The following is a 14253-nucleotide window of genomic DNA, read 5'->3' on the forward strand; positions in this document are numbered from 1 at the left end:
ACTTCTATGCTTAGTTAAATAAGTTGCTAAAGAAATTTACGATTGCTTGCCAGATGTTTGCTAAAAAGCCTTTACTTGATTCCAGAGCGTTTGAGGCGTCAAAATTCAAATTGATTCCCTTAAATGATGATCCGGCATTTGATACAATACTATCTTTTAAAGATGACAACGCAGATTTGAAACTGCTACTGTTAATAATATTTGAATTTGAAAGGTTAAAGGCAAAGTTCACAATCATATTAATTTGATTGTTTGATAAAACATCTTTGAGTTTATAGTTTTCAAGCGTATCATCAACAATTTGACGAACTTCGTCCTTAGTGACATCTGATCCAGCGTCTGCTACTGCTGATTTGATATCAGCAAGAGCGACGTTTAATTTATCAGCATCATAGCCGTCTGTTCCTTGATTTTCTGAGTTAATAGTCGATAGTGTGTTCAACTCTTCTTGAGCTAATTGTTTACTTTCATCTGAGACTTTAGCACCATTTTCTTCCAAAGAGTAGTAAATACCAGCAAGTGCAGATTCACCTGTTACAGGGATTGGTGATGCAACGGTAATTGCTGCGTGTTCAATTCCTAGTGTCACAGCTGCATTTCGATACATATCTGAAGTAACTTTTGTGATATTTTCAGGTGTCACAATGTTAACAGTCAGTGTTTCTGATGAACCTAATTTTTGAATCTTAACAGATGAATACAATTGTAAGCTTGGATCATCTGCGACGTCCATAATATTAGCGTAAGCTGTTGTCGTGATAGTCTTCAAATTAGTATCTTTAGAACTATCATATCCAAGCAAAGAAAGAGTTTGATTACGTTGGTCTTCAGATAATGAATATCCTAGAACATAATCGGGTTGAACATAAGTTTCATCAATAACATTTTGAACAGAATTACTTGCTGCTTGTACGTTTCCCATAGTAAAAACTGAAAATAGGGAAAGCGCGCAAGCTGTTAAAGTTTTCTTAAATTTCATTTCTAATTAATTCCTTTCACTTAGGTATTTAATTATATCACTTATCATTTAAAGCGTCAGAAAAAAACTGTTTTTCAAGTTATTCATGAAGTTCTAGAGGCAAGCCATCTGGATCAAAGAAGAATGTCATTTTTTTACCTGTGTAGTCATCATGACGAATTGGCTCAACATAAATCCCCATTGATTCGAGTTCTTCCTTGTATGCTTCAATATTTTCAACATGAAATGCTAAATGACGAAGTCCACAAGCTTCCATGTGGTATTCAGGTTTACCAACACGTTTTGGCGGAGCAACATATTCTGGATCAGATAGTTTATTACCAAAAATTTCTAATTCAATAGAACCACATTTCAAGTCAAGTTTGTAATCATGACGTTCTGGACGATGATTTTCACGAATGATTTCAAAACCTAATTTATTGACGTAGAAATCGCGTGATTTATCATAATCAGAAACAATTAAAGCAACGTGGTGTACAGCGTTTAACTTCATATTAGTAAAATCTCCTCACTTTAGAGTATTAATCGCAAAAAGCTGAGAATAAATCTTACTCCCAGCTTTTTCTTTAAAATGTCATTTGATTATAAGAATAAGCAAAGGCTTTATGGATATCATCTGAAGCTTGATCATAAGCAACAGATGATTCTAAGTTACCTTTAACAACAATCCGACCAGTTGCCTGCTGGTCGGTACAAGTCACCAATGTGACCTCTGCTTGACCAGAATTGTCATTTAAAACATCCGACCGATCAGGTGTTACTGAAAAGACCTCAGAAATAACATAAGTGTATATATTTGTTTTATCTGTAAGATAAATTTTCATACCAACTTTAGCGTTTTCTAGGGGTGAAAACAGCATTTTCGAAGAACCTGTAATACCAAAAACATGGTGGCTGGCAAGCGCATAATTATTTTGCCCACCCATAACTTGTTCTTCTTTCATCGTTCCTGCACCGTAAGATAATTCTACATTGCCAAGTCCCTTAAAAATTGGTAGGTTAATACCAACATCTGGTATCGCAATACCACCAATTACAGGGAGATTTGCAACTTGTGATTGAGATTCAATAACAGATTGTACTGACATAGGTTCAACAGCTGAAAAATCGTAAGTGACGTTAGCTGATTCGTTCTTCTTGATTTTCTTTTTAGAAACTTTAGTGATTTGATAATTATTAGATTGATGACCAATCAAAAAATTACAAATCGATTTGTTAAAAATCAAAGCAAGACCTACAAGCAGTAAAATCAAGCATACTAGAATTCTTATGAAGTTAAAAAAACGATGTGTTTTCTTCTTTTCTTTTTTCATTCGCTTATTATTCTTCTACTTCTTCAGTTTCTTGTTCTTCTTCAGCTTGAACAAGGGCGAGTGTCATAATTTTAGCATCTTCATCAAGGCGCATAATCTTAACACCGAGTGTCGCACGACCAGTTTGTGAAATATCAGCAACGTTTGTACGAATCATTACACCAGTATCAGTGATAACCATGATGTCTTCGTCGCCGTTAACAGTTACTAGACCAGCTAGTTTACCGTTCTTTTCAGTGATATTTGCAGTTTTAATACCTTTACCACCACGGCCTTTTGTTGGATATTCAGAGGCTAATGTACGTTTACCGTAACCTTTTTCTGTGATAACCAGAACTTCTTGATCATCAGTAATACGAGAAGCTCCGACAACTTCATCACCCTCACGTAGGTTAACACCACGAACACCTGTAGCTGAACGACTCATGCTACGAACAGATGATTCATTAAAGCGTACGCTGTACCCTGTTTTCGTACCGATAATGATGTCGTCATCACCATTTGTACGAATAACATTAATCAACTCATCGCCTTCTTTAAGGTTAAGAGCTTTCAAACCATTTTGACGGATATTGCTAAATTCAGATTCTTTTGTACGTTTAACAACACCTTGACGTGTTACAAAGAATAGATAATTTTCTGTTTCGTCATTACCTTTTTCACTGATAATCGTTTGAACAGTTTCACCCTCATCAAGTTTTAGCAGGTTAACAATTGGTAAACCTTTAGCTGTACGACCGTACTCAGGAATTTCATAACCTCTCAAACGGTATACGCGACCTTTATTTGTCATGAAGTAAACATGATCATGTGTATTGGTTGATACTAGCTCACGAACAAAATCATCATCGTTAACACCGGTACCTTGAACACCACGTCCACCACGTCTTTGAGCACGGAACTCATCTTGAGCCAAACGTTTGATGTACCCTTTGTTAGAAAGAGTGATTAAAACATCTTCTTCTTCGATCAAGTCTTCATCTTCGAGAGAAAGGACTTCACCGACCATCAATTCAGTACGGCGTGGGTCAGCGTATTTACGCTTAATTTCATCCATTTCTTCTTTGATGATTGTAATGACACGTTCTGGTTTAGCTAAAATATCAGCCAAATCAGCAATCAAAGCAAGAAGGTCATCATATTCAGCTTGGATTTTCTCACGTTCCAAACCTGTCAATCGACGAAGACGCATATCAAGGATTGCTTGACTTTGACGTTCAGACAAATTGAAGCGGCTCATCAACTCGCTTTGAGCAATTACATCTGTTTCGCTATTACGGATAATGCTAATAACTTCATCAAGATGGTCAAGTGCGATTAACAAACCTTCTAAAATGTGCGCACGTTTTTCGGCTTTAGCTTTATCAAATTCAGTGCGACGAACAATGACTTCTTTTTGGTGCTCAATATAATCAACGATGATTTGTTTCAAAGAAAGAATTTTCGGAACACCGTTTTCAATAGCAAGCATGTTAAAGCTAAAGTTAGTTTGCAAGCTTGTCAATTTGAATAAGTTATTCAAAATAACATTTGCTGACGCGTCACGACGAACTTCGATGATGAAACGAATCCCTTCGCGGCTTGATTCATCACGGACAGCTGTAATTCCTTCGATACGCTTTTCTTGTGCTAGACGAACAATGTGTTCGTGTACTTTAGTTTTGTTAACACCGTATGGGAATTCTGTAACAACAATACGTTCACGACCACTCTTAGTTGTTTCAATTTCTGTACGTGAGCGAAGAACGATGGAACCTTTACCAGTTTCGTAGGCTTTACGAATACCTGATTTTCCCATAACAAGTGCTCCAGTAGGGAAGTCAGGTCCAGGCAACACTTCCATCAATTCACGTGTTGTAACATCAGGGTTATCCATAACCAACTTAACAGCATCAATTGATTCTCCTAAGTTGTGTGGTGGGATATTTGTTGCCATACCAACGGCAATACCTGTGGCACCATTAACTAGCAAGTTTGGAAAACGTGCTGGCAGTACCAATGGTTCACGCTCACTACCATCATAGTTGTCTTGGAAATCAACAGTATTTTTGTTAATATCACGAAGCATTTCTAGAGCAATCTTGCTCATACGAGCTTCTGTATAACGTTGTGCGGCAGCGCCGTCACCATCCATTGAACCAAAGTTTCCGTGTCCGTCAACTAGCATGTGGCGGTAACTCCACCATTGTGCCATACGAACCATTGCTTCATAAATTGATGAATCACCGTGTGGGTGATATTTACCCATAACATCCCCGGTGATACGTGCAGATTTTTTATGTGGTTTATCTGGCGTTACACCGAGCTCATTCATTCCATAAAGAATACGGCGGTGAACTGGTTTTAATCCATCGCGTACATCAGGAAGAGCACGAGCAACAATAACAGACATGGCGTAATCAATAAAACTTGTCTTCATCTCTGAAGTTAGATTAACGTCAATTAAATTCTTATCCTGCATTAAGGAAAAACACTCCTTTTCTAGTTGTAAAACTCAAGTATATTATATCACAAATCAGACATTAAAACCACACCATGACCACCTGCTTTTGTTTGTACAAAGTCATAATTTTAAGGCCGATTTTTGACTTTTTAACGCGGATTTTATTCCTTTTTAAAATGCTTTCTTATTTTTTCAAATTTTTCCAATTAGTTCGTGACATTTCTCACTTAACGTGTTAAAATATTATTCGTATGGGCGTCAGCCTAAAAAAATTAAGGAGATGTTTAGATAAATGACTGCAACTAAACAACACAAAAAAGTTATCCTTGTTGGTGACGGTGCCGTAGGTTCTTCTTACGCATTCGCACTTGTAAACCAAGGAATCGCTCAAGAACTTGGTATCATCGAAATCCCACAATTGTTCAACAAAGCTGTTGGGGATGCTGAAGACCTTAGCCACGCTCTTGCTTTCACTTCACCTAAAAAAATCTACGCAGCTAAATACGAAGACTGTGCAGATGCTGACCTTGTAGTTATCACTGCAGGTGCTCCACAAAAACCAGGTGAAACTCGTCTTGACCTTGTTGGTAAAAACCTTGCTATCAACAAATCAATCGTAACTGAAGTTGTTAAATCAGGATTCAAAGGAATCTTCTTGGTTGCTGCTAACCCAGTAGACGTATTGACTTACTCTACATGGAAATTCTCTGGATTCCCTAAAGAACGCGTTATCGGTTCAGGTACTTCACTTGACTCAGCTCGTTTCCGTCAAGCATTGGCTGAAAAACTTGATGTTGATGCTCGTTCAGTTCACGCATACATCATGGGTGAACACGGTGACTCAGAATTCGCTGTATGGTCACACGCAAACGTTGCTGGTGTAAACCTTGAAAGCTACCTTAAAGACGTTCAAAACGTTGACGAAGCAGAATTGGTTGAACTTTTCGAAGGTGTTCGTGACGCTGCTTACTCAATCATCAACAAAAAAGGTGCTACTTTCTACGGTATCGCTGTTGCGCTTGCTCGTATCACTAAAGCAATCCTTAACGATGAAAACGCAGTTCTTCCACTTTCTGTATTCCAAGAAGGTCAATACGCTAACGTAACTGACTGCTACATCGGTCAACCAGCTATCGTTGGTGCACACGGTATCGTTCGTCCAGTAAACATTCCATTGAATGACGCTGAACAACAAAAAATGGAAGCTTCTGCTAAAGAATTGAAAGCTATCATCGACGAAGCTTTCTCTAAAGAAGAATTCGCTTCTGCTTGCAAAAACTAATTTCTAGTTTTTGATTAGTAAAAGCCATCCTTTTGGATGGCTTTTTTGTGTTGTTTCTAATTATTTTGCATTCAGCGCAGCCATTGTAATGTAGTTGTATGGCTTATTAAAATGTGGTAAGAAGAATAAATCAGTGAGAGCCAATTTGTCAATCGTTAGTCCTTCTTGGATAGCTAGTGAGAAGAAATGAATGCCAAGCGAAATATCTGCCATAGCTAGCATCTGAGCCCCTAATATTCTTCTAGATTTTTTATCATAGGTTATTTTTAGGGTAACTTCATAGTTATCTTTTTTGATAAAATCAGGCTTCTGCTTATCAGAGTATTCTATTTCTTCTGCATCGAATCCTTTTGATTGAGCTTTTTCAAGCGTCAATCCAGTAGAAACAAGATTAAGTCCATAAATTGAAATTCCATTTGAGCCTTGTACTCCAACACCTTCAAGACTATGTCCACAAGCATTGTGTGCAGCGACAATACCAGTTCTTACAGCGTTAGATGCAAGTGCAATATAGTCTATTTCCTGCGAAGCATTGTTATAAACTGTAGCACAGTCACCTATAGCGTAAACTCCAGAAACACTTGTTTCCTGCTTCTTATCAACAAGAAATGCGCCATTTTTATACAGTTCAACACTTCCATTTGATAGACTAGTGTTTGGTTTAAAACCAACAGCTAGGATAACCATATCAACCTTGTAACTTGCTTTATCAGTAATAAGTTTCTCAACTTTTCCATTACCAGTAATCTCTTGTACAGTCTCACCAAAAGCAAGTTTAATGCCGTGTGCTTGAAGATTTGCTGCCATTATATCACTAAAATCATCAGCGTAATAACCTGAAAGACAAGTTCTAGCGACATCAATTAGCGTAACCTCTTTTCCCTTGCGCTTGAAGGCTTCAGCAAGCTCGACACCAATATAACCTGCTCCCACTACTGCAACTCGTGAAATCTCTTTATCACCTAACTTTTGAATAACATCTTGAGCATTCTGATACAATTTAACAAATTGAATGTTTTCTAGTTCTGCTTGAAATTCCCTTGAATCTTCTTTAAGTTTAACACCTTTAATCGGTGGAACGATTGGCTGAGATCCTGTCGCAAAAATCAACTTTTCGTAAGTTTCAACGTGCTCTTTCCCATCAACTATGGCTGTAATTAATTTTTCATCATAATCAACAGCTATTACAGGAGAATTCATGTAAATCCGTGCACCTAATGCTTCAAGTTCTTCCTTACTTGAGTAAAAAAGTCCTTCTGGACCAGAAATTTGATCTCCAATCCATAACGCCATGCCACATCCTAAAAAGGAAATATTTGAATTTTGATCAAAAACTACGACCTCATTTTCTGAACCATAGTTAGTTAAGATTGTTTTTATGCAGGCTGTACCAGCATGGTTTGCTCCGATTACAACAATTTTACTCATAAAAGTAACCTCACATTATTTATTTAGTTCAATATATCATATATTTGAAGCGCTTACAACTTTTATGCTTAAAAAAGCTGGTAAAATACCAGCTCATTTTATTACTTAGATTTAATATAATTGATACCATCTGCTTTTGGAGCAACAGCTTTACCAAAGAATGCTGCCAAGACAACGATTGTCAAAACATATGGAGCAACTTTCAAGTAAACTGATGGAATACTTGAGAAGAATGGCAATTGTGCACCAATAATAGCAAGTGATTGTGACAAGCCAAAGAATAGACTTGAAAGCATAGCACCGATTGGATTCCAACGACCGAAAATCATTGCAGCAAGCGCGATGAAACCAGGTCCAGCAATAGTTGTTACTGCAAAGTTGTTAGAAATTGTTTGGGCATAAACTGCACCACCGATTCCTCCAAGGAAACCAGAAATCATAACTCCTGCATAACGCATGAAGTAAACATTGATTCCAAGTGTATCTGCTGCTTGTGGGTGTTCACCAACTGAACGAAGACGCAATCCAAAACGAGTTTTAAAGATGATAAACCATGAAATAAATGATACCAAAATTGCAACATAAGCAACTAAAGATGTATTGTTAAAGAAAATTTTACCAATAACTGGGATATCTTTCAAAATCGGGAATGAAAAACGACCAAAAGTTTGAGTAATCGTATCTGTTTGCCCTTTACCAAACATATGACGACATTGGAAAACAGCAAATGCTGGAGCAATCAAGTTAAGTACAGTACCAGAAACGACGTGGTCAGCGCGGAAATTAATTGTAGCTGCAGCATGGATAAGAGAGTAAACAATACCAACGAGACCTGCTACAATTGAAGCAACCCAAGGAGTTGCATGTCCAAAAACAGCGGCGTATTTCAAGTTGAAAACAACACCAGAGAAAGCACCCATAACCATGATACCTTCTAGACCGACGTTAACGATACCACCGCGTTCTGAGAATGTACCACCAATACTTGTAAAAATCAAAGGTGCAGAATAAATTAACATGGAAGAAACTAATAGGGCTAACGTTGTTGAAAAACTCATCTTACTTTCCTCCCTCTTCATTTTTAGTTTTAATAAATTGACGAATCATATAATCTGCTCCAACAAAGAAGATAATGAAGGCAGACACAACATCGATAACTTCTGATGGGATACCAATCATACCTGTTTTACCGATAGCCAAAACGGCATACAAGAATGCTGCAAATGGAATACCTAAAGCAGTGTTTACTGCCAGAAGTGAGACGGCCATACCATCCCAACCAATACTTAGAGAACTTGTTTGTGAGTATACATTTCCAAATGTACCAAGCCCTTCTACAGTACCACCAAGACCAGCAAGGGCACCAGAGATAATCATTGAAACAACGATTAAACGTTTAGCTGACATACCAGCGTATTCAGCAGCATGTGGGTTGATACCTACTGAGTTAATTTCATAACCCAATGTTGTTTTACGCATCATAAACCAGACAACAACAACGGCAATCAAGGCGATGAAGATACCGATATTGATACGAGAGTTATCTGTCAAAGCTGATAACCATTCTGTTTGATAAGAAGCATTTTCAGAAACTTTGATAGTTGCTTCTGTTGTACGCATGATTTTATCAGAGAACACATCTTGAATAAGATACTGTGTACCATACAAGATAATGTAGTTCATCATGATTGTAACGATAACTTCACTTGTACCAAGGAAGGCACGAAGAATACCTGGAATCGCACCAGCAATACCACCAGCAATAAGACCAACTAAAACAGTACAAATTACTGAGATTGGTTTTGGAAGGCCAGGGAATGAAAGAGCAAACCAAACTGACATTACCCAACCGATCAATGCTTGACCAGGAAGACCAACGTTAAAAAATCCAGCTTTTGAAGCAACTGAGAACCCAAGCGCAATAAGGATTAGTGGACCCATTGCACGGAAGATTTCACCAATATTTTTAACTGAACCAAATGCTGTATAAAGCAAATCGTTGTATGCCCATAAAGGATTGTAACCAAAAGCTAGCATAAGGATAGCTCCAAGCAACATTCCAAGGAAGACTGCAATCAATGGCACAGCCCATTTTTGAGTTTTCTTAGACATTAACATTAGAATCCTCCTTTTCCACTTTACCACCAGCCATCAAAATACCAAGTTCTTGTTTATTGGTTGTGGCAGCGTCTAAGATACCTTGAATTTTACCATCGTGAATAACGGCAATACGGTCAGAAACATCAAGGATTTCATCTAATTCAAAGCTAATTACTAAGACTGCTTTACCTTTATCGCGTTCTGCAACCAAGCGTTTACGGATATATTCAATCGCACCGACGTCAAGTCCACGTGTTGGTTGACTAACGATAAGTAAATCAGGATTACGGTCAATCTCACGAGCGATAACAGCTTTTTGTTGGTTACCACCTGACAATGCACCACCTGAAACGAGTTCACTGGCTGCACGAACGTCAAATTCTTTCATCAACTTACGAGCATGTTCATTTAATTTGTTGTAGTTCATGAATCCATGTTTGCTGAGTGGCTCTTTGTAATAAGTTTGAAGAGCAATATTTTCAGCAATTGTCATATCAAGAACCATACCATCACGGTGACGATCTTCTGGCACGTGACCAACACCCAATTCAGTAATCTTACGAGGACGTTGGTTAGTCATGTCGACACCTTTAATGAAGAAGTGACCTGATTCCACTTTACGCAAACCAGTCAAAGCTTCTACCAATTCAGTTTGACCGTTACCGTCGATACCTGCGATACCAACGATTTCACCAGCACGGACATCAAGTGACAATTCTTTAACAGCTGGTACACCTCGGTTTTCGTTAACAACCAAATCTTTAACTGACAACACAACATCTTTAGGATTTGCTGGGACTTTATCAGTTTTAAATGAAACTGCACGACCAACCATCATTTCGGCAAGTTCACTACTTGTTGAATCAGCAACCGGAACTGTTTGAATTGATTTACCGTGACGAATAACAGTAACGCGGTCAGCGACAGCGCGGATTTCATCAAGTTTGTGAGTAATCAAGATGATTGATTTTCCTTCTTTAACCAAATTACGCATAATGTCAAGTAATTCAGTAATTTCAGAAGGTGTCAAAACAGCAGTTGGCTCATCAAAGATGATAATATCAGCACCACGATAAAGTGTTTTTAAGATTTCAACACGTTGCTGTGCACCGACAGAGATATCTGAAATTTTAGCAGATGGATCAACAGCCAAACCGTACTTTTCAGATAATTCTTTGATTTCTTTACTTGCTTTTTTGATATCAAGAATGCCAGCGCCTTTTGTCACTTCATTACCTAAAATAATGTTTTCTGCAACAGTAAATGCTTCAACAAGCATAAAGTGTTGGTGAACCATTCCGATACCCATCTTAGCAGATTTAGAAGGTGAATCAAGAGTTGCTTCTTCACCTTTCACCAAAATTTGACCACTTGTTGGTTGTAGTAGACCAGCAAGCATATTCATTAAAGTCGATTTTCCTGCACCATTTTCTCCAAGAAGCGCATGGATTTCACCTTTTCTGACTTCTAAATTAATATGGTCATTCGCAACGAAATCACCAAACTTTTTGGTAATCTCACGCATTTCAATGACGTTTTCTTGTGTCATGTGTGATCCCTTTCAGTCTAATAATAAATTTTTAGGTCAGTTAAGCCCACCAAAAATAACTTTAGTGAACTTAACTGAGATAAAAATATTTTTATCTCAGCTCGGAAAAAAGGCGACCGTGTGGTCGCTTTTTCCTAAAGAGCGATTATTTTTCGTCTACTTTGATTTCGCCTTTGATGACTTTTTCTTTTGCAGCTTCAACTGCTGATTTAATGTCATCAGAAAGGTTTGTTGTTACGATATCGATACCACCGTCTTTAAGACCATAAGTACGAGTTGTGTTTCCTTCGAATTTATCGCCTTTAACTTGACCGTTAGCAATATCTTTAACAACTTCTCCAACTTCTTTGATAGTTGAAGTCAAAACAAAGTTTGATTTAACTTTATCAGATGAAGTGTAGTTACCTTCTTCAGTTTGGTCACGGTCTACACCGACAACCCAAACTTTTTCATCGCTATCAGCTGGCAATTTTTCGTTGATTTCTTTTGCTTGTGAGAAGACACCTGTACCAGAACCACCTGCAGCATGGTAAACAACATCAGCACCACCTGCATACATAGTTGCAGCGATTGTTTTACCTTTAGCTGAATCAGAGTAAGAACCAACGTATTGAACATCAACTTTGATAGAGCTATCAACTGATGCAACACCTTCTTTAAATCCAGTTTCAAAGCGAGTGATTGTGTCAGATTCAACACCACCTACAAAACCAACGTGTTTTGTTTTAGATTGCATTGCTGCTGCGATACCAGCAAGGTAAGCAGCTTCATTATCTGCAAATACAACACTTTCAACATTTTTTTGATCTTTAACAACGTCATCGACGATAACATAGTTTGTATCTTCATTTTGTGGGGCAGCTTCTACAACTGCATCGTGAAGATTGTAACCAATTGCAAAAATTAAGTTGTAACCATTTGAAACAGCTGAGTCAAGGTTTGTTGCGTAGTCTGACTCACTATCTGATTGGAAATAAGTGTAGTCAGTATCTTTTTTCAATTTGTTTTCTTTACCCCAAGCTTGCATACCTTCCCAAGCAGATTGGTTGAATGATTTGTCATCAACACCGCCTGTATCAGTAACGATTGCAGCTTTTACGCTAGAATCTGAGCTAGAGCTAGAAGAATTTGAACGGCTACATGCGCCAAGAGCTAGAGTTGCTACTGCAGCAAGTCCAAGACCAACAATTTTCTTGTTCATGAAAATGAACCCTCCTAAAAAACTTATAAGCAACCTTCGTTGCTAAAAATCTATCACAAGCCAAATGGCTTAATGAACAACTTTAAGAACAGACTTCTGTGAGTCCCAAAACTGTGGCAATGTCACCACCTGACCATCATCGCGACCGTCAACAATCAAAAAATGTTCTATTCTTCTTAACTAATGATTAGTAGCTGCCTTCTGCTGCTGTTTCGCCATTTACAATAGCGACACCTGAAGAAGCACCGATGCGAGTTGCACCAGCTTCAACAAATGCTTCAGCATCTGCATATGTACGAGCACCACCTGCAGCTTTAACACCAACGTTTGGTCCTACTGTTTTACGCATTAAGGCAACGTCGTGAACATTTGCTCCAGCAGTTGAGAAACCTGTTGAAGTTTTAACGTAATCTGCACCAGCAGCTACAGAAAGTTGACATGCTTTTTCTTTTTCTTCATCAGTTAGTAGACAAGTTTCGATGATAACTTTAACTAATTTATCACCACTTGCTTCAACAACAGCACGAATATCATTTTCAACAAAATCATACTGTTTAGCTTTCAATTGACCAATATTGATTACCATGTCAATTTCATCAGCGCCGTTTTCAATCGCATCTTTTGTTTCAAAAGCTTTAACACGACTTGTATTTGCTCCAAGAGGGAAACCAATAACAGTACATACTTTAACTTCAGAATCTTTCAAAGCTTCAGCAGCGTGAGAAACCCAAGTTGGATTTACACAGACACTTGCGAAGTGATATTCTTTAGCTTCTGCAATGAGTTTATCGATTTGCTCTTGAGTGCTTTCAGGTTTTAACAATGTGTGATCAATATACTTATTAATAGACATTAAACTAGTTTATTCCTTCCTGAGAATGAATTTTATCATTCTGATTAATATTTACACCTCATCTATTCTACCATTTTTTCGACACAATAAAAGGTTTTTTGAGTATTTTTTTAATAATCAACAAAAATGGCAAAACCCGAAAATTAATTTTAAAGGAATTATACAAGGCAAAGTCAACAAAAAGCTTATTAAAGCATATCATACACGATATATATGACATATATGTCATATGTCATATTCGTTATTTCTGAACTATTTTACACAAAAATATACCCATTGGCAAGTTTTTCTAAAATAAAAATCGGTTTTCACTTTTGTTTGAAAACGGTTATAAAGGTTATTTTTATCAATATAAGCAGGATAATTATTCACGATTATATGACTTATGTGTCATAATTATTCTATGACATTTGTCACAAACGTTGATATATCAAGGATAAAATAAAAAACTTTATTAAATGAAAATCGTCTCCTCATTCAATAAAGTTTCATAAATATTTTTTTAAATTTTTTTACTTTGAAGGATATAATAGCCTTTATCGCGTTTTAAAATCTCAACATTTCCGAAAATTTCTTCCATTTTTGCTTTTGCGCTTGGGGCACCTTGTTTTTTCTGGATAACAATTGTTAAATCACCACCATCATTCAAATAGTTAATACTTTCAGAAATAATTGTATGAACCACTTGTTTCCCAGCACGAATCGGTGGATTACTAATGACGTGGTCAAAAGTTCCTGTAACTTTTTCGTAGATGTTTGATTGATAAATATCGGCATCAACACCATTTTTGTTCGCATTTTGCTTAGCCAAATCAATCGCACGGTTATTGATATCAACCATTGTTGGTTTTATTCCTTGGACTTTAGCCAATGAAATTCCTAACGGTCCATACCCACAACCTAAATCCAAGAGTGTTTCACCTTGATTAAATTCTAAACTATTTAAAAGAACTTGGCTTCCATAATCTACCATTTTTTTAGAAAAAACACCTGAGTCAGTCAAAAATGTGAATGATTGACCAAGTAGTGTGACTTTTAATTCATGAATATCATGAGCACTATCAGGGTTTTCAGCGTAATACATTTTAGTCATTCTTCTATCACT

At 37.3% G+C, this 14253-nt stretch carries 12 protein-coding genes; 1 reads left to right on the top strand and 11 read right to left on the bottom strand.

Features of this window, described 5'->3' with window-relative positions; all coding sequences use genetic code 11:
- Window positions 1-10 precede the first annotated feature (10 nt).
- The 4 genes from ACNTMY_RS04610 to gyrA all read right to left on the bottom strand — a co-directional run bounded on the left by ACNTMY_RS04610 (window position 11) and on the right by gyrA (window position 4753).
- Complete coding sequence (locus ACNTMY_RS04610) at window positions 11-979, bottom strand: DUF1002 domain-containing protein (RefSeq protein ID WP_423216827.1); 969 nt, start codon at window positions 977-979, stop codon at window positions 11-13.
- Window positions 980-1058: 79 nt separating this feature from the next.
- Window positions 1059-1472, bottom strand: coding sequence for a VOC family protein (locus ACNTMY_RS04615; RefSeq protein WP_423216828.1), 414 nt, complete (start codon window positions 1470-1472; stop codon window positions 1059-1061).
- Window positions 1473-1545: 73 nt separating this feature from the next.
- On the bottom strand, window positions 1546-2292 hold the full coding sequence (locus ACNTMY_RS04620; protein ID WP_074483526.1) for a class A sortase: 747 nt from the start codon (window positions 2290-2292) through the stop codon (window positions 1546-1548).
- Window positions 2293-2299: 7 nt separating this feature from the next.
- Window positions 2300-4753 (bottom strand): DNA gyrase subunit A, encoded by a 2454-nt coding sequence (gene gyrA / locus ACNTMY_RS04625; protein WP_423216829.1) that lies wholly within the window; start codon window positions 4751-4753, stop codon window positions 2300-2302.
- Window positions 4754-5027: 274 nt separating this feature from the next.
- Between gyrA and ACNTMY_RS04630 the strand changes: the two genes are divergently transcribed.
- Window positions 5028-6017 carry an L-lactate dehydrogenase gene (locus tag ACNTMY_RS04630; RefSeq protein ID WP_024344063.1) on the top strand — a complete coding sequence of 330 codons (990 nt, stop codon included), beginning with the start codon at window positions 5028-5030 and terminating at the stop codon, window positions 6015-6017.
- A gap of 60 nt (window positions 6018-6077) precedes the next feature.
- Here ACNTMY_RS04630 and nox read toward each other — a convergent pair whose 3' ends face one another.
- From nox to ACNTMY_RS04665, 7 genes are all read right to left on the bottom strand, one after another.
- The gene (nox, locus tag ACNTMY_RS04635) at window positions 6078-7445 is read right to left on the bottom strand and encodes a H2O-forming NADH oxidase (RefSeq protein WP_423216830.1); all 1368 of its coding nucleotides are present in this window, start codon (window positions 7443-7445) and stop codon (window positions 6078-6080) included.
- A 101-nt stretch (window positions 7446-7546) separates the two neighbouring features.
- The gene (locus ACNTMY_RS04640; RefSeq protein WP_423216831.1) at window positions 7547-8503 is read right to left on the bottom strand and encodes an ABC transporter permease; all 957 of its coding nucleotides are present in this window, start codon (window positions 8501-8503) and stop codon (window positions 7547-7549) included.
- 1 nt (window position 8504) lies between these two features.
- Window positions 8505-9557 (bottom strand): ABC transporter permease, encoded by a 1053-nt coding sequence (locus tag ACNTMY_RS04645; protein ID WP_024344061.1) that lies wholly within the window; start codon window positions 9555-9557, stop codon window positions 8505-8507.
- Window positions 9550-11094: an ABC transporter ATP-binding protein gene (locus tag ACNTMY_RS04650; RefSeq protein WP_423216832.1), complete on the bottom strand. Its 1545-nt coding sequence runs from the start codon at window positions 11092-11094 to the stop codon at window positions 9550-9552. Before ACNTMY_RS04650 ends, ACNTMY_RS04645 begins: the two co-directional genes overlap by 8 nt.
- Before the next feature lie 145 nt (window positions 11095-11239).
- Window positions 11240-12295 carry a BMP family lipoprotein gene (locus tag ACNTMY_RS04655; protein WP_423214639.1) on the bottom strand — a complete coding sequence of 352 codons (1056 nt, stop codon included), beginning with the start codon at window positions 12293-12295 and terminating at the stop codon, window positions 11240-11242.
- Window positions 12296-12482: 187 nt separating this feature from the next.
- Window positions 12483-13148 carry a deoxyribose-phosphate aldolase gene (gene deoC / locus ACNTMY_RS04660; protein WP_423216833.1) on the bottom strand — a complete coding sequence of 222 codons (666 nt, stop codon included), beginning with the start codon at window positions 13146-13148 and terminating at the stop codon, window positions 12483-12485.
- Window positions 13149-13650: 502 nt separating this feature from the next.
- Window positions 13651-14241 carry a class I SAM-dependent methyltransferase gene (locus tag ACNTMY_RS04665; RefSeq protein ID WP_423216834.1) on the bottom strand — a complete coding sequence of 197 codons (591 nt, stop codon included), beginning with the start codon at window positions 14239-14241 and terminating at the stop codon, window positions 13651-13653.
- Window positions 14242-14253 lie beyond the last annotated feature (12 nt).

Origin of the sequence: Streptococcus equinus, from assembly GCF_049393735.1 — a bacterium.
Taxonomy (GTDB): Bacteria; Bacillota; Bacilli; order Lactobacillales; family Streptococcaceae; genus Streptococcus; species Streptococcus equinus_G.

Bases quoted from the DNA above. Each gene is read 5' to 3' on its own strand.
- nox (WP_423216830.1), bottom strand. From the start codon at position 7,445: ATGAGTAAAATTGTTGTAATCGGAGCAAACCATGCTGGTACAGCCTGC.
- ACNTMY_RS04655 (WP_423214639.1), bottom strand. From the start codon at position 12,295: ATGAACAAGAAAATTGTTGGTCTTGGACTTGCTGCAGTAGCAACTCTA.
- ACNTMY_RS04640 (WP_423216831.1), bottom strand. From the start codon at position 8,503: ATGAGTTTTTCAACAACGTTAGCCCTATTAGTTTCTTCCATGTTAATT.
- ACNTMY_RS04615 (WP_423216828.1), bottom strand. From the start codon at position 1,472: ATGAAGTTAAACGCTGTACACCACGTTGCTTTAATTGTTTCTGATTAT.
- ACNTMY_RS04665 (WP_423216834.1), bottom strand. From the start codon at position 14,241: ATGACTAAAATGTATTACGCTGAAAACCCTGATAGTGCTCATGATATT.
- deoC (WP_423216833.1), bottom strand. From the start codon at position 13,148: ATGTCTATTAATAAGTATATTGATCACACATTGTTAAAACCTGAAAGC.
- ACNTMY_RS04620 (WP_074483526.1), bottom strand. From the start codon at position 2,292: ATGAAAAAAGAAAAGAAGAAAACACATCGTTTTTTTAACTTCATAAGA.
- gyrA (WP_423216829.1), bottom strand. From the start codon at position 4,753: ATGCAGGATAAGAATTTAATTGACGTTAATCTAACTTCAGAGATGAAG.
- ACNTMY_RS04650 (WP_423216832.1), bottom strand. From the start codon at position 11,094: ATGACACAAGAAAACGTCATTGAAATGCGTGAGATTACCAAAAAGTTT.
- ACNTMY_RS04630 (WP_024344063.1), top strand. From the start codon at position 5,028: ATGACTGCAACTAAACAACACAAAAAAGTTATCCTTGTTGGTGACGGT.
- ACNTMY_RS04645 (WP_024344061.1), bottom strand. From the start codon at position 9,557: ATGTCTAAGAAAACTCAAAAATGGGCTGTGCCATTGATTGCAGTCTTC.
- ACNTMY_RS04610 (WP_423216827.1), bottom strand. From the start codon at position 979: ATGAAATTTAAGAAAACTTTAACAGCTTGCGCGCTTTCCCTATTTTCA.